The following is a 20,262-nucleotide window of genomic DNA, read 5'->3' as shown; positions in this document are numbered from 1 at the left end:
CGGCCGGTCAGCCGTTCAGGCGTAAAAGACCGGCCGACGGGACGGCGCTATGGTCCGTCGATGAACCCACCATCCCCGGCCGTCCTCGCGCTTCTCGCGGATCTCCGCTATCCGGCGCGAGCGGTGCCGGTCGACTGGGCGGCTCTGGAACGGGCGGTCGGGGTGCGTTATCCGGCCGAGTTCCGCCAGATCGCCGAGGCCATGCCACCCGGCTCGTTCCAGACTTTCATCAAGTTCCATCACCCCGCCGAATGCGATGCGGGGGAGTTCGCGGAGCAGGTCACCGCATGCGCCGAGATGCTCGAGAGCGACGAACTGCCCTATCGGTTGTACCCGGAGCCGGGCGGTCTGGTGCCGTGGGCCGTGGTCGGCTTCGACTTCCTCATCTGCTGGCTGACCGAGGACGACGATCCGGATCGGTGGCCGGTCGTGGTGTGCGGCAGTCATGGAAACGAGTGGGAGGTGCACCAACTCTCCACGGCCGACTTCCTGCGCGCGGTCATCAACCAGCCGTCCCCGAGCGCGTTTCTGGAACACGTTGCCGATCACGTGCAGCCGCCCGAGTTCTTCGGCAATGACGGCAGTCGATCCGGGGCCACGCTCAACGCGCCGGATGAGGCGTACTGGAACGGCGCGGCCGAGGGCCGGGAGCTGATCGGCCCGGCCGATTGCGTGGAACAACTGCGCGGGCTGATCACACCGGACCCGATCACGACCCGGCGCTGGCTGGACGATTGGATGAAGGTGCAGGGCCACGTGGGTTATCCGCCGCCGGAGGACTACCAGCATCTCATCGAGGTGTTCGGCAACGTCCGCGTCGGCCCGGTCACGGTGGCCGCGCCCGGCGGACGCCTCGACTTCCTGGCGTCCTACCAGAAACTCCTGCGCCGGGTCCGCAAGGAGCGCAAGGCCGGTGGCGGACCGCCCGGGACGGTGTGGCCCGAGGACCGGGGCGTGCTGCACTGGGCCGACCTCGACGGCGGTGGTCCGGTGTGCTGGCTGCCGGTGGTGATGGACCCGAGCCGCTGGCCGGTCATCGTCTTCGACGCCGAGATGCGCAACGGGACCGTGCACCTGATGAGCACGACCCGTTTCTGCTGGAACTGGCCACCAACGCCGACTTCCGGCCTTGAGTCACGTTCGGGCTCGACCCAAGGCCGTACAGAATCGAAATCGTCAGTTGTTTGCCGCGTCGGCGAGTTCCTGCAGGGCCTCGGGGGTGAACAGGCTGCCGGGGATGAACATGGTCAGGCGGGTCAGCGGGAAACCGGCCGCCATCTGCATCATCGCCGGGTCGGCGGTCAGCGCGCCGGCCATGCCGCCGCTGGCCTCGGCCGCCATCTTGGCGAACACGTCGCCGAGGATCTCGGCGCCGCGCGGGTCGGAAAGCCATTCGGCAATGGTGGACTCCGGGGTGAGCGGAATGCGCGCCTCGTCGCCCGCGATCTCCACCGTGGCCGTGGTGTGCAGATCGCGGGAGGAGGAGCCGACGGCGATCTCGTAGGTGCCGGCCTCGACCACCCAGCGGTTCAGGCGGATCTCCCAGTAGGCCAGGTCGGCGCGGTCGATGTGCATCTTGACGGCGACGGTCTCGCCGGCCTTGATCTCGACATTGGCGAAGGCCTTCAACTCGCGCGGGGCGCGAGAGACCCGGGAAGAGCCGAGGCTGACGTACGCCTGGACCACCTCGCGGCCATCGCGGTCGCCCGTGTTCGTCACGTCGAGTGAGATCTCGATGCCACCGGGCGTGACGGTCGCGGCCGCCTGGCCATAACTGAACGTGGTGTAGGAGAGGCCGAAGCCGAACGGGTAGGCGACCTCCTGCTCGCGGGCGTCGAACCCGCGGTAGCCGACGTGGATGCCCTCGCCGTAGCGGACGTGCCCGGCCTCGCCCGGGAAGTCCAGGTAGGACGGGTGGTCCTGCAGCCGCAGCGGGATCGTCTCGGTGAGCCGGCCGGACGGGTTGACCGCGCCGAACAGCACGTCGGCGAGGGCGCTGCCGCCGGCCTGGCCGAGCAGCCAGCCCTCGACCACGCCGGCCACGCTCGCCTCCCACGGGGTGGTGCGGACGACGGCGCCGTTGGAGAGGACGACCACGGTGCGGGGGTTGGCGGCAGCCACCCGTGAGATCCGGGCCAGCTCGGCGGCGGGCAGGTCGAGCGACTCCCGGTCGGCGCCCTCCGTCTCGTTGGCCGTCGCCGCGAACACCACGGCTACGTCGGCGTCCCGGGCGATCTCGGCGTCGTCGGCGCTGAAGCGGATCCGGCCGGGCGCGGCCGCCTCCAGTGCGGACAGCGCGTCATCGAGCCGGGTCGGGGTGATCTGTGAGCTACCGCCACCCTGGTAACGCGGAGTGCGGGCGGACTCGCCGATCACCGCGATGGTCTGCGCCGGGTTCAGCGGCAGGACCGCGCCCTCGTTCTTGAGCAGGACGATGCCGCGGGCGGCGATCTCGCGGGCCAGGGCGTGGTGGGCGTCGGCGTCATAGTCGGTCCTGGCAGCGCCGAGGGCCTTGCCGACCAGGGCCTCGACCCGGCCGGCCGACGTCGCGAGAGTGTCGGCGGGGAGCCGGCCGTCCCGCACGGCGGCGATCAGCTCCCGGTCGCCGGAGTCGTCCGGGCCGGGCATGGTCAGGTCGAGCCCGGCGCGGACCGCCTCGACCCGATCCACCACGGCGCCCCAGTCCGACATCACGAGACCCTCGAAACCCCACTCGTCGCGGAGCACCTCGGTCAGCAGGAAGTGATTCTGGCTGGCGTACACGCCGTTGATGCGGTTGTAGGCGCACATCACGGTCCACGGCTGGGCCTGCGTCACCACCCGCTGGAACGCCCGCAGGTAGAGCTCACGCAGCGTGCGCTCGTCGACGTCGGCGCTGACCCGCATCCGGTCCGTCTCCTGGCTGTTGACCGCGAAGTGCTTCAGCGACGCGCCGACGCCGCCGCTCTGGATGCCCTGCACCCACGCCGTGGCGAGCACCCCGGCGACCAGCGGGTCCTCGCTGAAGTACTCGAAGTTGCGGCCGCCGAGCGGGGTGCGCTTGAGGTTGATGCCGGGCCCGAGCAGCACGTGCACGCCCATCGCCCGGCACTCCTGCGCGAGCGCCTCGCCCATCCGGCGCAGCAGCTCGGGATCCCAGGTCGAGCCGGACGCGACGGCCGGCGGGAAGCACGTGGCCGGCTGCCCGGCGAGGATGTCGTCGGCGTCGGCGACCTGCAGGCGTACGCCGTGCGGGCCGTCGGTCAGAGTGATCGCCGGAACGTCACCGGCGGCCGTGGTGGACCAGAAGGCGCTGCCACTGGTGATGGCGGCCTGTTCGTTGAGTTCCATGTGCGATCCTTACTGAGTACCTACTAAGTAATAAGTATTCTGCAACATAGACTTACCCGCTGTGAAGGAGCTATGCGTGTGATCCGGCGTGAACGGCTCCGCCTGCCCGCCGCCGAGAGGCGCCGGCAGATCATCGACGTCACCGCACGGCTGATCGCCGAGCGCGGTTTCTGGGGCCTGTCGATGCAGGACGTGGCCGACGACTGCGGGCTCACCGTGCCCGGCCTGCTGCATCACGTCGGATCCAAGGACGGCCTGCTGCTCGCCGTCCTCGACGACCGCGACCGGGCGGACCGGCGCGCGCTCGACGAGACGAGCAGCGACGAGCCCCGCGAGCTGTGCGCGGCGCTGGTGCGGCGCAACGCCGGGCAGCCCGAGATCGTCCGGCTGTTCGCCGTGCTCGAGGCCGAGTCGCTGACCCCCGGCCACCCCGCGCACGACTACTTCGCGGCCCGCCAGCGGAAGACCCTGGACGGGCTGTGCCAGATGCTCGAGGGGCGAGCGCCCGACCCGGCCGGGCTGGCCGTCCGGATCGCCGCGATGATGGACGGCCTGCAGGTGCACTGGTTGCGCAATCCGGCCGAGATCGACCTGGTCACGCAGTGGGAAGCGGCGGCCGGCGTGCTCTTCCGCGACGTGGACCCGCCAACTGGCGGGTAGATTCCGCCGGATGGCGCTCGGGCGAGGCGACGAGCGGACGCATCCTGGGTGACAGCGGTCACATTCCCGTCCACCAGGAGGTTCGCCGTGACTCAGACTCTCCCGCCGCCACCGTTCGACCCTGAGCTGGCCGCCGCCCTCGGCGTGATCAGCGAGATGCTCCCGCCCTTCAGCCTCGACAGCATCGCCGAGGCCCGGGGCGGCGGAGCGTTTCCCGCGCTGACCGACGAAGAGCTGCGTCGCGACGGCGCGTTCACCGTCGAGGAGCGCCAGGTGCCCGGGCTCGGCGACGATCCGGACATCACGCTGCTGATCTGCACGCCGACCTCGGTCGAGGGCGCCCTCGGCTGCGTTTATCACACCCACGGCGGCGGCATGGTGCTCGGCAACCGGCGGATGGGCGTTGACGGGCTCCTGGACTGGGCGGCCGAGTTCGGCCTGGTCGTCGTCTCGGTGGAATACCGGCTCGCGCCGGAGACGCCCGACCCGGGCCCGATCGACGACTGCTACGCCGGCCTGAAGTGGACCGCCGAGCACGCCGCCGAACTCGGCTTCGACCCGAGCCGGTTGATCGTTGCCGGTGGCAGCGCGGGCGGCGGTCTGGCCGCCGGGCTGGCCCTGCGCGCCCGGGACGAGGGCGGCCCGGCGCTGCTCGGGCAGATGCTGATGTGCCCGATGCTCGACGACCGCAACGACACCGTCTCGGCGATCCAGATGGCCGGGCTCGGCGTGTGGGACCGCGAGGCCAACCGGATGGGCTGGTCGGCGCTGCTCGGCGACCGGCACGGCGGGCCGGACGTCTCGCCCTATGCGGCGCCGGCTCGCGCGGCCGACCTGTCCGGCCTGCCGCCGGCGTTCATCGACGTCGGCTCGGCCGAGACGTTCCGCGACGAGGACGTCGCCTACGCGACCCGGATCTGGCAGGCCGGCGGCCAGGCCGAACTGCACGTCTGGCCGGGCGGTTTCCACGGCTTCGACATGATGGCGCCGGCCGCCGCGATCAGCCAGGATGCCCGCAACGCGCGGGTACGCTGGCTCAACCGGTTGTTCTCGTAAGGGGGCGTCGTGCGGGATCTCGCAGTGCGGCTGGCGGCTCTCGACGCCGACGCGGGCGCCGCGCTGCGAGTGATCTCGTACTTCGACAGTCTCACCGAGACCAGGGCGGGCCTGCAGGCGATCGTCCGTGGCGCCGCCGTGCTGGCCGGCTGTGCGGCCCGGCTCGACGACCACGGTCGCCGGGTCCACGTCCGGGTCGACCCGGACGGCAACGCCGCTCCGCTGCCGGGGCCCGGCGATGACCGCTGGATGCGTACCCTCGTGGTCCCGGACGGCTCGGCCACGCTGGCGCTGGAGCGTGCCGGTGAGCCCGGCCCGGTCGAAGCCATGATCTTGGAACGCGCCGCCGGCGCCGCGCGTGCGGTCCTTGATCGCACGCGCGGCCGCGTGCCCGCGGCCGACCCCGCGCTGGTCGAGCTGATCGTCGATGCGTCAGCTCCTTCTGACGTACGCGACCAGGCCCTCCACAAACTCCACCTGGCCGCGGCCGCCGGCGTGCGCGCGGTGGCCCTGCCGTCCGGGCCGGCGCTGCTCGGGCCGGGCGCCGCCGTCGCCTTCGCCCGCGCCGGCATCGGGCCGTCGGTCGCCCCGGCCGAGCTGCCGGCCTCCTACGCGGCGGCCCGGGTGGCCCTGCGCTTCGCGGCCGACGGCACCCCCGAGGACCCGGGCCCGACCGTCGTCCAGCACGACTCGCTGGGCGCCCTCGCGGTGCTCGCGTCGCTGCCCGCCGACACCGAGGTGCCCGACCTGAGCGCGCTCGAACACGCCACCGCCGCCGCGCCGTGGGTCCTGTCCACGCTGTACGCGTTCGCCGACGCCGTCAGCCTGCGCGCCGCCGCCACCACGCTGCGGCTGCACCACTCGACGCTGCAGGACCGCATCGCCCAGGCCGCCCACCTGCTCGGCTGGCCGATCACGACCCCGGCCGGCCGCCTGCGCCTCCAGGTAGCCCTGACGTTGCGCCGCCTGCGCCGCCATCCCGCTTAGCACAAATGAAAGATCGTTCGCTTAAACCGAGCGTGTGAATCCGCTTTGGACTCACGGACGGTGTTGCCCCGCTTACGGATAGGTGATGCTGGGTCCCGACGATGTCGACGAATGTCGATCAGGGGGGATCGCGTCATGACCGACGTGGCAGTTCTCGGCGCGGGGCCGTACGGATTGGCGGTCGCCGCCGCGCTGAGTGGTGCCGGCGTGGAACACCGGGTGATAGGCGAGCCGATGTCCTTCTGGAAGGACATGCCGGAAGGCATGCTCCTCCGGTCGAACTGGACCGCCACGTCCATCGCGGACTATCGGGGGCCGGTGTCCCTGGACGCCTATGTGGCCGCAACCGGCGCGGAGTTCGGCAAGCCGGTGCCGCTGGAAAACTTCGTCGCGTACGGCGAATGGGTGCAGTCGCAGGTCGCGCCGGAGGTGGACCGCCGCGCGGTCCGCACCGTGACGCGGGTGGGGGACGGCTTCACGCTGTCCTTCGGCGACGGCTCGTCGCTGCGGGCCGGGCGCGTCGTGGTGGCGGCCGGGATCGCGCCCTTCGCCCGCCGCCCGGCGCCGTTCGCGGGCCTGCCGCTCGCCACCCATGCCAGTGAGCACCGCGATTTCAGCCGCTTCAAGGGGGAGCGGGTGATCGTCGTCGGGGGCGGGCAGAGCGCGCTCGAATCGGCCGCGCTCCTGCACGAGTCCGGCGCCGAGGTGGAGGTGCTGGTCCGCCGCGACCAGCTCACCTGGCTGCACGGCGGGAAATATCAGCGCATGCTCGGCCGGGCCAAACCGCTGTTCTACGCGCCCACCGACGTCGGGCCGCTCGGCCTGTCCCGAGTGGTGGCCGCCCCGTCGCTGTTCCGGCGGCTGCCCCGGTCGGTGCAGACACCGGCCGCCCGGCGGGCCATCCGGCCGGCCGGCGCGGAGTGGCTCATCTCCCGGCTGCGCGAGGTGCCGATCCGGCTCGGCTTCCCGGTGCGGTCGGCGTCGGTCTCGGCCGACGGCAAGCAGATCCGGGTCGAGTCGGCCGGCGGCGACGTCGTCACCGGCAGCCACCTGATCTACGGCACCGGCTATCAGGTCGACATCACCCACTACCCGTTCCTTGCGCCCGAGCTGATCCGGTCGGTGCGCCGGGTGGAGGGCTACCCGGTGCTCGGGCCGGGCCTCGAGTCGACCGTTCCCGGCCTGCACTTCGCCGGCGCGCCCGCCGCGTGGAGCTTCGGGCCGATCATGCGGTTCGTGTCGGGCGGCTGGTTCGCGAGCCGGGCCGTCGCCGGGCGGATCGCGGGCCGGCGGCAGTGATGCGGTCACCCGGTGCCGTGGTGCTCGGCGGTGACTACCAGGGGCTCGGCATCGTCCGCAGCCTCGGCGAGCACGGCATCCCGACCGTCGTCGTGGACGACGAACGCTCCATCGCCGCCGCCTCGCGGTGGACCGGCGCGTCGGTGCGGGTGCCGAGCCTGCGCTCGGACACCGACGTGCTCGACGCGCTGTCGCTGGCCCGCGCCCGGTTCGGCGATCTCGACGGCTGGGTGGTGTTCCCGACCCGCGACGAAAATGTGGCCGCCCTCAGCCGGCACCGGTCGCTGCTCGCCCGCAGCTGGCGCATCCCGGCGCCGCCGTGGGACTGCGTGCGGACGGCCTGGGACAAGCGCGAGACCTACCGGATGGCCCAGAAACTTGGGGTGGCGTCGCCACGCACCTGGTTCCCGCTGTCGGTCGCCGACCTCGACGAGGTCGACCTCTCCGCCCCGGTGATCATCAAGCCGGCCATCAAGGAGAACTTCTTCTACGCGACCCGGGCCAAGGCGTGGCGGGCCGACTCGCTGCCATCACTGCGGCGGCAGTTCACGCGAGCGGCCGAGATCGTGCCGGCCGGCGAGATCCTCGTGCAGGAGATGATCCCGGGCGACGGGCAGTTCTCGTACTGCGCGTTCGTCCGCGACGGCGCCGCGGTGGCGAGCATGACGGTGCGGCGGACCCGGCAGCACCCGTCCGACTTCGGCCGGGCCAGCACGTTCGTGCAGACCGTGCCGCTGCCCGCGCTGGAAGCGCCGTCGCTCACCTTCCTGCGCGAGATCGGCTACTACGGGCTGGTCGAGGTGGAATTCAAGCTGGACCCGCGCGACGGCGAATTCAAACTGCTCGACGTCAATGCGCGGACCTGGGGTTACCACTCGCTCGGGCGGGCCGCCGGCGTCGACTTCCCGTACCTGTTGTTCCGCGATCAGATCGGCCGGCCGGTGCCGCCCGGCGTGGCGCGCAGCGGCGTGTCATGGATCCGGCTGGCGACCGACGTGCCCAACGCCGTCGTCGATCGGGCGCGCCCGGCGCCATACCTGCGCACGCTGCGCGGCATCGACACCGAGGCGGTCTTCTCCCGGCGCGATCCGCTCCCCGGCCTCTACGAGCTCGCCCTGTTGCCGTACCTGGCCGTGAAGCGTGGTCTGTGATGTTCGAAGCCACGGCGCCGTTCGCGTTCTTCGACTACTTCCGTGTCCCGTACCGGATCATGCAGTTCCTGACCCCGCCCGGCCGGCACGCTCTCCGCCTGGCCGGCACCGACGGCCCGTTGCTGACCTGGCCGTCGGCCGGGGGAGTGCTGGGCCGGCAGGTGATCGACGGCATCCCGATCTTCGCGCACCACACGGCGCCGTCCTCGTCCCCGTTCGCGCTGCCCTTCGACCCCGGCGAGGTCATGTGGCGCTATTGGAGCGAGCACTACCAGGACCGATCGGCCGTGCGGGCGGCGCTCGTGCGCCTCTATTACCTGCTCCGCCCGGCGATCCCGCGACCCGCGCAGATCCGGCTGCGGCAGGCGTTCACCCGGGTGCAGGAGCAGGCCACCTTCCCGGCCTTCCCGGTCGAGACCGCGCTGCACGATTTCCACGAGTGGATGTTCCAGCTGGTCGCGACGTTCGCCGGCCGCCCGGTGCCGTGGCTCGGCCTGTGGCCCGGCGGCCACACCTGGGCCCTGGTGCTGACCCACGACGTCGAGACCGCCGCCGGCCTGGCCAACATCGAGGTCCTGCGCGACATCGAACGCGCCGCCGGCCACCGCTCCTCGTGGAACTTCGTGCCCCTGCGCTACCGCACCCCCGACGGAGTCCTGACCGCGCTGCGGGCCGAGGGCTGCGAAATCGGCGTTCACGGCCTGCGACACGACGGCCGCGACCTCGGCTCACGCCGGCTGCTCCGGCGCCGGCTTCCCACCATCCGGGTGTACGCCGAGAGGTGGCAGGCCGCCGGATTCCGCGCACCCGCCACCCAGCGCACCTGGAGGTGGATGCCGGAGCTGGGTTTCGCCTACGACAGCTCCTACCACGACACCGCCCCGTACGAGCCGCGCCCCGGCGGCAGCCTCAGCTACCTGCCCTACTTCATCGGCTCCCCGGGCGCCCCCGGCGACATGGTCGAGCTGCCGATCACCCTGCCGATGGACCACACCCTGTTCGCCATCCTCCAGCACCAGGACGCAACGCTCTGGCTCGACAAGGCCACCCACCTGCGCGACCGGAGCGGCCTGGCCCTGATCCTCACCCACCCCGACTACGCCACCGACCCACGCGTGACCGACGGCTACCGCCAGCTGCTGGACAAGTTCCACGACGACCCCACCGCGTGGCGCCCCCTGCCCGCCGAAGCCGCCGCCTGGTGGCAACGCCGAGCGGTCTCCACGGTGACCAGATCTCCGGCCGGCTGGACGATCGAGGGCCCAGCCAGCACCGAAGGCACCGTTCACCTCTGCCGCCCAGGCACCCCAGCCCTCACCAACCCGCAGTGACCGGCCGCGCCTGCGCTTGCCGGATCGCGCACGTGAGAGGGCTTGTCATGTTGACGCCCTTGACATCAGGACGTGATTGACTGCATCTCTAGGCATATGCCCGCAACGTGGCGGGGCACTCCGTCCTTGGGCGGCCCGCCAGGCGGCTTTTCGCGGACCGGCACGAGATGGGGAGCAAAGATGCGTATCAGCGACATTCTCCGCGTCAAGGGCGACCGAGTCGTCACGGTACAACCCACCGCAGACGTGACCCAGCTGCTGACCCTCCTGGCCGAACACAAGATCGGCGCCCTGATCGTCTCAGCCGACGGCGCCCGCGTCGACGGCATCGTCAGTGAGCGCGACGTGGTGCGCGCCCTGGCCGCCCGAGGCGCCGCCGTCCTGACCGAACCGGTGTCGAACATCCACACGGTGCAGGTGCGCTCGGTCGCTCCCGAGGCCCCCATCGAAGAAGTAGAGCGCCTGATGACCGACAACCGCTTCCGCCACGTGCCGGTGGTCGAGAACGGCGCCCTCAAGGGCGTGGTGAGCATCGGCGACGTGGTGAAGAACCGCATCGACGAGCTGGAAGCCGAACGAAGCAGCCTGACCGGCTACATCACCGGCGAACGAGTCTGACGCCCACCACCCACCCGGCGACCATGCCGTTCCGCCGGGTGGGCGGCAGCCGAGCCTGGCCTCGCCCGAAGGAATCCGGCGTTCGCAGTCGGCGGACGCGTTTCCGCCCGGGTGCTTCGGCCGCCGAATCGAGCAGCGAGTGAGGCCGGCGATTCTCGACCCCACCGAACCCCTCGCGCGCCGCTCGGACCGTCGGCCTGCCTTGACGGGCCGACCGGCCCGCCGGGGTGCGGCGGAGGCCCGCCGGAGCTGGCACAACGCTGCTGGACTGGGGTTTCTCGGCCCGGCCGTGTGGGCTGGACCACTCGGCCCATGCGTCAGCGAAGCGGGTGGGTGGCTGCTAACGTGTCGGGCAGGTCATGAGTGTCAGCGCGTAGCCCCGGCTTGCTGACCGGCAACCCTTGCGTTCGCGATGGGGTGCCCCGGGTGAGGACCGGGCCCGGCGTCGACCGACGCGGGCAAGCGCGGACCCTCCTGGGTCCCTGATCCTCGCAGAGGTCTGCCATGTCCCTTGCCGTCCACACCACCGACCTCGACGTCATCGGCGCCGGTTTCGTGCACCTCGACTACGCCGCCACCGCGCCCTGCGTCCGAGCCGCCGCCGACGCCGTGAACGCCCTGCTCCCCAGCTACGGCAGCGTGCACCGCGGCACCGGCCCCCGCTCGCAGACCTCCACCCTGGAATACGAGCGCGCCCGCGCCGTCATCGCCTCCTTCCTCGGCTGTCGCCCCAGCGACCACGTCGTCTTCACCCGCAACACCACGGACGCGCTGAACCTGCTGGCCCGCGCCCTCCCGCCAGGCACCACCACCGTCCTCTTCGACGGCGAGCACCACGCCAACCTCCTGCCCTGGCCCAACCAACTCCGCCTGCCCGCCCCCACCAGCCCGGAAGAGGCCGTAGCAGCCGTCGACCGCGCCTTAACCGCCCTCCGCGCCACCGAGTCCGCCGCCGACCAGGTCTCCGCACCCGCCGCCCGTGATTCCGCCTACACGGCCGTGCGCGACTCAGGATCCGCGTCGGCCGCCGTGGGTGGTTCCCAGTTCGCGGCCGCCGGCCTGGGTGGCTCCGTGCCGGCTGGCCGCCGCCCCGTGCTGCTGGCGGTGACCGGTGCCAGCAACGTGACCGGCGAGCTGTGGCCGATCACGGCCTTGGCCGAGGTCGCGCACTCCCACGGCGCCCGCATCGTCGTCGACGCCGCCCAACTGGCCCCGCACCGGCCGATCGACCTGCGCGAGATCGGCGCCGACTACGTCGCGCTCTCCGGCCACAAGCTCTACGCCCCGTTCGGCGCAGGCGTGCTTGCCGGCCGCGCCGACTGGCTGGACGGGGCTCCGCCCTACCTGGCCGGCGGCGGAGCGAGCGCCGCAGTCGGCGACACGATCGGCGACGTCCGCTGGCAGGCCGGCCCGGCGAGGCACGAGGGCGGCACGCCGAACCTGCTGGGTGCGGTGTCCTTGGCAGCGGTCTGTGCGGCCTTGACCGAGGCCGACCGAGCCGAGCTGCACGACCGTGAGCAACAACTGCTGACCCAGCTGCGCGACGGCTTGCGGTATGTGACTGGCGTGTCCGAGGTGAGCATCTTCGGACCGCGGAGCGAGCGTGTGGGAATCGTATCGTTGTCGCTCCCGGGCCACGACCCGTCCGGCGTGGCGACACGCCTGGCCGACGAATTCGGCATCGGCGTCCGCGCCGGCCTGTTCTGCGCCCACCCGCTGGTCCGCCGATTGACCGGCGCCACCGGCAACAACGGCTGCGATGGCGGCCTGCTGCGCATCAGCTTCGGCTTGGGCACCACCCCGGCCGACATCGACTGCCTGCTGGCCGCCCTGCAATCAGTGCTGAGGTAGGAAGACCGCGGACATCTACGCGCCAGGATCATGGAGCTCGGCGTAGATCTGGTTGATCTAAGGTGCCGGCATGTCGATTCTCGCCACGGACGCGCACCGTGCCGGTCACCAGATGCGGCACCGAGCGCTGCGCTGGGGCGCGGTGCTCTGGGTGGCGGTCATGTTCGCGGGCGCGCTGGCCTCGATCGGCACATGGGTGGGATGGCGGAACGCCGATCCTCTGCCCAGCGATCAGCAGATGACGGAGATCGTCGGCGAGGTACTACCGGCGGCTACGGTCGGTGAGGTCGAGCGGTGGGACGTGACTTTCGGCGACCGGATGCCTGACTGGGTCAGTCTGCTGATCACCGACGACGAGTACGACGGCGGATCGGCACTGGTGACAGTGCCGGTGACGGACATCTCGGCGGTTCGCGAAACCCTGGCGCGGACCGGCTGGCGGATCCTGCCGAACTCAGGTGCCAAACGGCTCAGCGATGCTCAAACCGTGGAGTTCGTAACCGCGCGTCGTCACGGCGTGGAGATGGCCGTCTTCCACGACACTTCGTACGGCGGCGACGGCATTGTCTTCCAGCATCCCGAGCCCACTGCGGTGCGGGAGTTGGCGCTGGTCGGCGGCATCGTCGGGCTGCTGATCGGCGGATGGGTGGCGCTGAGGTTCACCGCCCGGCACGTCGGTCGCCGGCCCTGGAACGTGCCGGCCTGGTCCGGGGGCGCTCTGCTGGCGCTTCCGACGGCCGCAGCGATCTCACAACTGCTCCGCCCCTCAGCGGCGATTCCACCGGACGTGCCCGGAGCGCCGTGGGAGGCGTACATGATCTTCAAGCTGTTGACCGGCCTCGGGTTGATCGGCTGGGGATATGCCCTGGCGTTGCGCCTGCGGCACCGATCCAGGTGACGCCCTGAAGCCGGGGCATGCGGGTTGATCATCCGGCCGGGAACTGCGTCTGGTGAGCCGATCCAGCTCGGCAAGGGCCGCTCGGTGTAGCCGCTCCAGCTTGGCGATCAGACCCCGGCGGGCGTTCACGGGCAGAAAGCGCCGGGTCGTATCCCGCTGGGTCCGTCCCGGCCGGCGACGCCGGCCTGAGAGACTCGGACCATGACCATCGTCAAGATCAACGCCATCACCGTGCCGGCAGACAGCGGCGACGAGCTGGCACGCCGTTTTGCCGCGCGGGCCGGCGCCGTGGATGACCAGGACGGTTTCGAAGGCTTCGAGTTGCTCCAGCCGGCCGACGAGCGGACGACGTGGCTCGTGGTCACCCGCTGGCGTGATGAGGAGGCATTCCAGGCATGGGTCAGTTCACCGGCTTTCGCGCACGGGCACCGCTCAGCCGCCGAGCGCGGCGGCAACCCCGCGCCGCCGCCGGTCGGGGTGCACAGCGAGGTCTGGACCTATGTGCCCGCCGGGGGATCGAGTCCGACGCGGTCATGACCGACGGTACGACGCCGATATGGCCACTGGCGTCGGTGGCACACGACTGTCCCCGCCAGCCGCGATGATGGAGCGATGACGACCTATTCCGGCACGAAGGAGTTCGAAGGCGCGACCTTCGTCAAGGCCAGCTTCAAGGGCGCCGCCCTGCGATTCTGCGATGTCAGCGGTGTGACGATGCGCGGCGTCGATGTGGACGGACTCGACATCGACAGCCACGACCTGTCCTTCGGCAGCCTCTTCGTCAACGGGGTCGACGTGGTGCCGCTCGTGGATGCCGAGCTCAACCGGCAGTTCCCGGGCCGCGAGCTGCAGAAGGCGCAGACGCTCGAGGGGCTGCGCGAGGGCTGGGTCGCCGTGCAGTCCGCGTGGCAGACGACGGTGGCGGGCACGCCGCCCGGCCTGGTGGACGCCCACGTCGAGGACGAGTGGTCCTTGGCCCAGACCCTGCGGCACCTGGTCCTGGCGACCGACGCCTGGCTCCGCGGCGCGATCCTGCGGGTGCAACAGCCGTTCCACGAGATCGGCCAGATCTTCACCGGGGCCGACGAGATGGGCTTCGACATGTCGATCTTCCGCGCGGAACCGCCGGTCTTCGCGGAGATCCTCGCGGTGCGTGCCGAGCATCAGCGGCTGGTGACCGATTTCCTGGCCACGGCCACGACGGAGCTGCTCGCCGAGGAACGCGAGAACCCGTGGGGCGGCGGTGACTGGCATCCCAGCGTCGGTGACTGCATTCGCGTGATCCTGGAGGAGGAATGGGCGCACCTGCGCTACATCCGACGGGATCTCGCTCGTTTGCGATAGCCCAGAAGAAGCCGGCCATGTGCTGAACTGGGAGGCGTGCAGATGCGTCCCGTAGAACTGGAGGCGATCCGTGCCGGGGATGTCGAGGTGGCGTTCCGCCGGTGGGAACGGCCACGGCTCAAGGTCGGCACCCGGATGCGTACCGCGGTCGGCCTGATCGAGGTCACGTCGGTCGACCCCGTGCCGGTGAGTTCGCTGACCGCTGCGGACGCCCGGCGGGCCGGCGCGGCGTCGCTGGCCGCGCTCCGTCACGGGTTGGAGCGCGTGCACCCGGACCGGCCGGTGTATCGGATCGGGCTGCGGTACGCCGGTGTCGACCCGCGGCAGGCGCTGCGGGAGGCGGTGCCCGACGCTGCGGAGATCGACGCGATCGTCGGGTGGCTGGACCGGCTCGACCACGCCTCGCCGACCGGGCCGTGGACCCGGGCCACGCTCCTGCTGATCGACGAACTGCCGGCCACCCGGGCGCCCGACCTCGCACAACGGATGGGGCGAGACACCCCGTCGTTCAAACTGAACGTGCGAAAGCTGAAGGAGCGCGGCCTGACCGAATCGCTCGACATCGGGTACCGGCTCTCGGCGCGCGGCGCCGCCGTCCTGGACCACGAGGGTCATCCGCGGTCGGACCGGGGCCGGTCGGAACCGGAGCCGGGCATCCCGCTGCCACACCTCGGCGTTGCCGCGACGCGTGCGCTCACGGCGAGCGGCGTGGTCCGGCTCGAACAGGTGGCCGAGCTCAGCGAGGGCGAGGTGCGGGCACTGCACGGCGTCGGGCCCTACGCCCTTCGCCACCTGCGAACGGCGATGGACGCGGCCGGTCTGGCCTTCCGCGACGATGCCGGCGCCACGCCAGAGACGTCCGTTCGCAAGCCGGTGCGGTAAGGGCGACAGCCACATCGAAGAAACGGAGCTGTCGGCGGCCCGGTAGGGTGCCGCCGTGACAGCCCCTCTTGTCGAGGCTCATCGCCGTGATGCCGGCGACGGGCCTGCACGCCTTGGCCGACCGTAAAGGCTGGCGGTGGAACGTCCACGAGATCACCGACGGGCTGGCGGCCCGGGAACGGGACATCGCGACGATCGGCCGTACCCCGGTCGAGGCGTTTGTGCTCGGTCACGACGTCGGCGAGGGTCAGGCACGGGAGCAGGGCCTGTTCGTCGGCGCCGTGGCCCTGGACGGGCGCGGGCGACTGCGGTGGGCGACACGGCTGCCGGTGGGCTGCGCCGGTGCGCCGGTGTTCACCAGCATCCCTCTCGGCGGCGTCGGCCGGTCGTCCGCATCTTCTTTATTCCTTGACCAAGTCGTTCACCTCGGTCGCCGTGGGGCTCGCGATCGGCGACGGGCTGCTGTCGCTGGACGATCGGGTGGTGGACGTGCTGCCCGACCACGTGCCGGCCGGCATCGGCGAGCGGGGCCGCAGCGTCACCGTCCATCACCTGCTGTCGATGACGTGCGGGCATCCGACGGACAGCCTCGCCGAGGCCTGGCAGCTAGAAACCGGAAGACCTGGTCAAAGGCTTTCTGCGGGTACGGTTCCCAGAACCCGCCGGAACACGGCACGTCTACGACAACGCGACCACGTCCTCCTCGCCCGGATGGTCGATCGGGTGACCGGCCGCGGCCTGCCGGAACTGCTCGACGAGCGCCTGTTCGCGCCGATCGGCATCGATCACGCCGAGTGGGACCGGGTGGCGAGCGGCGCCGCCTTCGGATTCCACGGACTGCACCTCACGACCGAGGCCGTCGCCGCGTTCGGCGAGTTGCTGCGGCGCGAGGGCCGGTGGGGCGGCCGGCAGCTCGTTCCGCGCGACTGGGTGCGGCTCGCGACCAGACGGCACATCGAGACCCGGCCGGCGGAGATCGGCGCGGGCGGCGCCGACTTCCTTTGCGGGTACGGATACCAGTTCTGGATGTCGCGGCACGGCTATTTCGGCAACGGCGCCAACGGCCAGCAATGCATCGTGGTCCCCGAGCACGACCTCGTGGTCGCCATGACCTGCGCGACGGTCGACCTGTTCGTCGCCGACCTCTACGTCGTCACCACCCCGCACCGGGTCCGGCTGGTGGTTGACGCCGAGGCAGGCACCGCCGTGGCGACCTGGAACACCGTCCCACTGACCACACCGGATCTGACGCTGCACCTGCGGTCGCCACTGATGACCCGGCCCGACGTCGCGTAGATCAACCCACCGCCATTACGATGGCTGGCCATGCCTTCGCTTGCCTGGTGGGGAAAGCTGCTCGTGTTCGTCGCCGGGTTGACGGCGGTGATCGATGTGCTCGATCCCGACCGGTTGCGGGCGCGGGGAGTAAGGCTCCGCAAGCGCGCCATCCGGGCGGCCCGGCGCCGCCATCGGCGCAAGGGGATCCACGCTGTGCTGCAGCTTCGCCGTACGCTGCTGGCGGAGTTCGTCGTTTCGCGGTCCTACGACAATGTCGCCTTCTACGAGATCGTCGGCAAGCCGCCGGCCGAATCGCCGGTCGCCGAGATCGACAGCGCCGCGTTCATCGCGTTCTGGCACGAGGTCATGACCGAGGCGCGGGCCAGGTTCGATCTGCGTTTCCGGGCTCTGGACGACAGCGAGGTAGTTCGGGTGCGAGCATTCGCCGAGGACCGCATCGATGCTCTCCTGCGGAAGACCATGCCACCGCGCGAAGCGAGCCTGCTGAACGCGGCCTCGCAGGCCGAAAAGCGGTCCTGGAACGCCTTCGGAGCATTGATGGTCGTCGCGTTGGTCCTTCCGCTGGTGGGCGTCAAGGTCATCGGTGATGCGCACTGGGGCCGGTTTCCGGTCGTCCTTCTTATACTTCCGGTCCTCTTCGGCCTCGCCGGTCTCGCCGCCACTGCCTACGAGGCGCCCGGCGCCATCAGCGCCGTGATGTGGCGCGTCGCCGCCTGGCCGGCCCTGTGGAGCGCCCGGCTGCTCAACCGCGCCCGGCCACTGCACCCGCTGCGCCGCGTCGCGCTCTTCCTCTTCGTCGCCGGCTCGCTGATCGACCTGATCACGTAAACCAGGTTGTTCGGCGCCGGCTTCGCGCTCGCGTTGCACTCGGTGTTCACGCTCGCCGATTACCACTTCGTCGGTTACGCGATGAGCGCGGCCGGGTCCTGGCTCGCGGTGTATGGATACTTCGGCCGGTCGTTCCGGTTTCGCACCACAAAAAGGTAGTGGTGGATCAGCGGGCAGCCGCGGCGGTGGAGTCCCACCGCCACGCACGTCCCCGGCTCTCCGGCGTGCGGCCGGTGGCAGCCAGCAGGTCGTGCCAGGGGTCATCGGAGCGGGTGGCGTGGGCGAAGATGCGTTCCAGGCACGGTTCCACGATCGGCGCCGGCGCGCGGTGGTCGAGGTGGTGCGCGCCCAGGATGTCGCGGGTGTGCAGGGCCAGTTCGACGATCCCCATCGCGGCCAGCGCCGAGCGGTCGGGGTTTCCGTAGGGATGCCAGCCGGTGCGGTCCGCGGGCACGCTGGCGATCACCGCGACAAGTAGGCCGCCGACGGCGTCGAGGCAGTCGAGAACCGCCCGGGTGCCGCCTTCTTCCTCCGGCCAGAACATGCACGGGGGCCGCCCGGGGCTCAGCGAGAACTCCATCAGGGGCGCATAGCCCTCGTGGCCATGCGCCCCGGACAGCTGCATCGCATAGGCGCCCAGGTCATCCAGGATGTGCGCCATCGTCTCCCGGCAGGTCCAGTCGAGACCGTCCGCCGGCCGCCCCCACCCGTCGTCGGGGATCTGTCGAAGGCCCGCGCGCGCATGCTCCAGCGCCGCCGAGACCAGAGTGCTGTCGGGAATGCCGATCGGAGCCACCATGGGGGCAGTCTCCCAGCCACGTCACCTGAGTTTCTTCCATGTCCCTTCGGAGATCACCTCGACGGTGCCGTCGACGACCTGGATGGCCGTCTGCTCGTCGATGACGTAGGCCGGGCCGCCGATGTCCGCGGCCCACCGCTCGGCCTCGGCCATGGTGTTGGTCGGGAAGGCGTCCAGATGCGGGAAGATCGAGAAGTCGACGACGCCCAGGGTGCGGTCGTCCGGTGCGGACTTCCACTCGACGAACAACTCGCCGATCCGGGGCGTCATCACCATGCTCCCGGCGCTCACGCCGACCCAGACCGTGTCGGGCAGCGTGGGCAGCAGATCGGCCAGCCCGGACTCCCGCATCCAGTGGTGCAGATACGTCGCGTCGCCGCCGTCGACCAACAGCACGTCGGCCTCCCGGACCCAGGGGATCCACCGCTCGGCGCCGATGGTGGGCAGCGCGGTGAGCTCGAGGGCGCCGAGCGACGCCCAGCCCAGGCCGGTGAAGTGTTGCCACCTGGGCTCGGCGGCCAGCAGACCCCGCACCGATGCCGGCCCGCAGCTCGGGTGACCCCACTGTGCGGTCGGAATGCAGAGGGCGCGGGACTCGGCGATCGGCTTGCCGAGAAGCTGCACGAGCGCCGCGTTGATGCTCGGGTTCGTGACGCCGCCCGACGTGAGCAGGAGCTTCAAAGGTGCCTCCAGATAAGCGCGCGGAAGGTGAATGTCCCTATAGACCAGGGACCGCGCCGGAACTCATCGCGGACTTAAAGATTTAGGGGTACGACGTAGGAGTCGACCCGGGCGATCAATCCGTCGCGGAACGTGAACAGGTCGTTGAAGGCGAAGTGGAACGGCCCGCCCTGGACACTGACGCCACGGCCCTCGCCGGTGGTGACGACGACCGGGCCGTCCTCGAGGACGCGCTTGACGTCGAGTTGCGGGCTGCCGGTGAACGCCGGATTTTCGATCTCGCCGTCGAACTCGGTCCGCCCGCGGGTGGTCCGGTGGCCGTGGATGACCCACTCGACGTCGTCGGTCAGCGTGGCCAGGATTCGTGGGTGGTCGCTGGTGCGGAAGCCGGCGAAGTATTCGGCGACGAGGTCGCGCTGGGCAGTCATGGGGTTCTCCGGAGGTGTGCGGCCAGGGCGTCGAGGATCGCGGCCAGACCGTCGGCGGCCTGGGCGGTTCGCAGCTCGGGCGGAAGCCGGCGCTGGTGGACGGTGAGGCGCGTGCCGCCGTCGGCGGCGCGCAGGGTGACGGTCGTGCGGAGGCCGGTGACGGGTTCGTCGAAGACCAGCTCATGCGGTGCGGTGATGCGCACACAGACGAACCGGAGTCGCCGGGTCGCGCCGGACGGCGCCTGGGTGTCGAGGGCGAACTCGCCGCCGACACTCAGGTCGACCGTCACCGACGCCGGCGGCACGGTGGCGTGCGAGCCGCCCCAGAAAGCGGCGATCCCGGCCGCCGTGGTGAAGGCGGCCCAGACGCGCTCGGGCGGGGCCAGAAGATCGCGCCGGGCGATCAGCTCGTCGCCGCGAAGCTCGCGGCGCACCTCGGCGCTCACTGATCCGCCAGGGGCTGCGAAAGGGGATCCGCCAGGTGCTGGGAGAGGGCGTCGAGGCGGTCGGCCCAGGTGCGGCGCTGGTCGTCGATCCAGGTGCTGAGCAGCGCCAACTGGTCGGCGCGGAGCCGGCACGGTCGGCGGGTGCCCTCGCGCCGCTGCTCGACCAGGCCGCATCGGCGCAGCACGCCGACATGGTGGGAGATCGCCTGCGGGGTCAGGTCGAACGGGCCGGCCAGCTCACCCACGGTGGCGTCACCCCGGGCGAGGCGCGAGACCAGGGCGCGCCGGACGGGATCGCCGAGCGCGGCGAAGGCCAGATCGAGGTCCGGGACGGGCGGCATGGCACCACTATAATGAAAACGACCGCTTGCACA

General features: G+C 71.1%; 22 protein-coding genes and 1 riboswitch. Of the genes, 15 read left to right on the top strand and 7 right to left on the bottom strand.

The window, feature by feature from the left end:
• Nucleotides 1–15: 15 nt before the first annotated feature.
• On the bottom strand, nucleotides 16–963 hold the full coding sequence (locus AB0E90_RS38780; protein WP_360417021.1) for a hypothetical protein: 948 nt from the start codon (nucleotides 961–963) through the stop codon (nucleotides 16–18).
• Nucleotides 964–1,176: 213 nt separating this feature from the next.
• Nucleotides 1,177–3,330 carry a glycoside hydrolase family 3 C-terminal domain-containing protein gene (locus AB0E90_RS38775; RefSeq protein ID WP_360417019.1) on the bottom strand — a complete coding sequence of 718 codons (2,154 nt, stop codon included), beginning with the start codon at nucleotides 3,328–3,330 and terminating at the stop codon, nucleotides 1,177–1,179.
• Between the two features lie 72 nt (nucleotides 3,331–3,402).
• Between AB0E90_RS38775 and AB0E90_RS38770 the strand changes: the two genes are divergently transcribed.
• The 15 genes from AB0E90_RS38770 to AB0E90_RS38700 all read left to right on the top strand — a co-directional run bounded on the left by AB0E90_RS38770 (nucleotide 3,403) and on the right by AB0E90_RS38700 (nucleotide 17,693).
• Complete coding sequence (locus AB0E90_RS38770) at nucleotides 3,403–3,990, top strand: helix-turn-helix domain-containing protein (RefSeq protein WP_360417017.1); 588 nt, start codon at nucleotides 3,403–3,405, stop codon at nucleotides 3,988–3,990.
• An 87-nt stretch (nucleotides 3,991–4,077) separates the two neighbouring features.
• Entirely contained in the window at nucleotides 4,078–5,046 is a 969-nt protein-coding gene (locus AB0E90_RS38765; RefSeq protein ID WP_360417015.1) for an alpha/beta hydrolase, read from the top strand.
• A 9-nt stretch (nucleotides 5,047–5,055) separates the two neighbouring features.
• Nucleotides 5,056–6,033: a helix-turn-helix domain-containing protein gene (locus AB0E90_RS38760; RefSeq protein WP_360417013.1), complete on the top strand. Its 978-nt coding sequence runs from the start codon at nucleotides 5,056–5,058 to the stop codon at nucleotides 6,031–6,033.
• Between the two features lie 135 nt (nucleotides 6,034–6,168).
• Entirely contained in the window at nucleotides 6,169–7,332 is a 1,164-nt protein-coding gene (locus AB0E90_RS38755) for an NAD(P)-binding domain-containing protein (RefSeq protein WP_360417011.1), read from the top strand.
• A complete protein-coding gene (locus AB0E90_RS38750; protein ID WP_360417009.1) occupies nucleotides 7,332–8,483 on the top strand; it encodes an ATP-grasp domain-containing protein in 1,152 nt (383 codons plus the stop codon). Before AB0E90_RS38755 ends, AB0E90_RS38750 begins: the two co-directional genes overlap by 1 nt.
• Nucleotides 8,483–9,814, top strand: coding sequence for a hypothetical protein (locus AB0E90_RS38745; protein WP_360417007.1), 1,332 nt, complete (start codon nucleotides 8,483–8,485; stop codon nucleotides 9,812–9,814). The genes AB0E90_RS38750 and AB0E90_RS38745 overlap by 1 nt, the downstream gene beginning before the upstream one ends.
• Before the next feature lie 180 nt (nucleotides 9,815–9,994).
• Entirely contained in the window at nucleotides 9,995–10,432 is a 438-nt protein-coding gene (locus tag AB0E90_RS38740) for a CBS domain-containing protein (protein WP_360417005.1), read from the top strand.
• 355 nt (nucleotides 10,433–10,787) lie between these two features.
• A riboswitch (SAM riboswitch) is annotated at nucleotides 10,788–10,903 on the top strand.
• 33 nt (nucleotides 10,904–10,936) lie between these two features.
• Complete coding sequence (locus AB0E90_RS38735; RefSeq protein ID WP_360417003.1) at nucleotides 10,937–12,283, top strand: aminotransferase class V-fold PLP-dependent enzyme; 1,347 nt, start codon at nucleotides 10,937–10,939, stop codon at nucleotides 12,281–12,283.
• Between the two features lie 70 nt (nucleotides 12,284–12,353).
• Nucleotides 12,354–13,181: a hypothetical protein gene (locus tag AB0E90_RS38730; protein WP_360417001.1), complete on the top strand. Its 828-nt coding sequence runs from the start codon at nucleotides 12,354–12,356 to the stop codon at nucleotides 13,179–13,181.
• Nucleotides 13,182–13,382: 201 nt separating this feature from the next.
• Complete coding sequence (locus AB0E90_RS38725; RefSeq protein WP_360416999.1) at nucleotides 13,383–13,718, top strand: antibiotic biosynthesis monooxygenase; 336 nt, start codon at nucleotides 13,383–13,385, stop codon at nucleotides 13,716–13,718.
• A 75-nt stretch (nucleotides 13,719–13,793) separates the two neighbouring features.
• Complete coding sequence (locus tag AB0E90_RS38720; RefSeq protein WP_360416997.1) at nucleotides 13,794–14,525, top strand: DinB family protein; 732 nt, start codon at nucleotides 13,794–13,796, stop codon at nucleotides 14,523–14,525.
• Between the two features lie 42 nt (nucleotides 14,526–14,567).
• Nucleotides 14,568–15,407: a hypothetical protein gene (locus AB0E90_RS38715; RefSeq protein WP_360416995.1), complete on the top strand. Its 840-nt coding sequence runs from the start codon at nucleotides 14,568–14,570 to the stop codon at nucleotides 15,405–15,407.
• A gap of 342 nt (nucleotides 15,408–15,749) precedes the next feature.
• Entirely contained in the window at nucleotides 15,750–16,703 is a 954-nt protein-coding gene (locus AB0E90_RS38710) for a serine hydrolase (RefSeq protein ID WP_360416993.1), read from the top strand.
• A gap of 30 nt (nucleotides 16,704–16,733) precedes the next feature.
• A complete protein-coding gene (locus AB0E90_RS38705) occupies nucleotides 16,734–17,534 on the top strand; it encodes a hypothetical protein (RefSeq protein ID WP_360416991.1) in 801 nt (266 codons plus the stop codon).
• 6 nt (nucleotides 17,535–17,540) lie between these two features.
• Nucleotides 17,541–17,693, top strand: a complete 153-nt coding sequence (locus AB0E90_RS38700) for a hypothetical protein (RefSeq protein ID WP_360416989.1) — start codon at nucleotides 17,541–17,543, stop codon at nucleotides 17,691–17,693.
• A gap of 7 nt (nucleotides 17,694–17,700) precedes the next feature.
• Here the strand turns inward: AB0E90_RS38700 and AB0E90_RS38695 are convergent, their stop codons facing one another.
• The 5 genes from AB0E90_RS38695 to AB0E90_RS38675 form a co-directional block, all read right to left on the bottom strand.
• Nucleotides 17,701–18,333 carry a DinB family protein gene (locus AB0E90_RS38695; RefSeq protein ID WP_360416987.1) on the bottom strand — a complete coding sequence of 211 codons (633 nt, stop codon included), beginning with the start codon at nucleotides 18,331–18,333 and terminating at the stop codon, nucleotides 17,701–17,703.
• A 21-nt stretch (nucleotides 18,334–18,354) separates the two neighbouring features.
• Nucleotides 18,355–19,014 (bottom strand): Type 1 glutamine amidotransferase-like domain-containing protein, encoded by a 660-nt coding sequence (locus tag AB0E90_RS38690; RefSeq protein ID WP_360416985.1) that lies wholly within the window; start codon nucleotides 19,012–19,014, stop codon nucleotides 18,355–18,357.
• Nucleotides 19,015–19,088: 74 nt separating this feature from the next.
• Complete coding sequence (locus AB0E90_RS38685; protein WP_360416983.1) at nucleotides 19,089–19,442, bottom strand: nuclear transport factor 2 family protein; 354 nt, start codon at nucleotides 19,440–19,442, stop codon at nucleotides 19,089–19,091.
• A complete protein-coding gene (locus AB0E90_RS38680) occupies nucleotides 19,439–19,888 on the bottom strand; it encodes an SRPBCC domain-containing protein (protein ID WP_360416981.1) in 450 nt (149 codons plus the stop codon). The genes AB0E90_RS38685 and AB0E90_RS38680 overlap by 4 nt, the downstream gene beginning before the upstream one ends.
• Nucleotides 19,885–20,229: a metalloregulator ArsR/SmtB family transcription factor gene (locus AB0E90_RS38675; RefSeq protein WP_360416979.1), complete on the bottom strand. Its 345-nt coding sequence runs from the start codon at nucleotides 20,227–20,229 to the stop codon at nucleotides 19,885–19,887. Before AB0E90_RS38675 ends, AB0E90_RS38680 begins: the two co-directional genes overlap by 4 nt.
• Nucleotides 20,230–20,262: the final 33 nt, after the last annotated feature.

The organism is Actinoplanes sp. NPDC026619, from assembly GCF_040638295.1.
In the GTDB taxonomy this organism is placed as follows: domain Bacteria; phylum Actinomycetota; class Actinomycetes; order Mycobacteriales; family Micromonosporaceae; genus Actinoplanes.
Note: the sequence above shows the minus strand (reverse complement) of the source record. Positions and strands in the feature narration are given on the sequence as shown.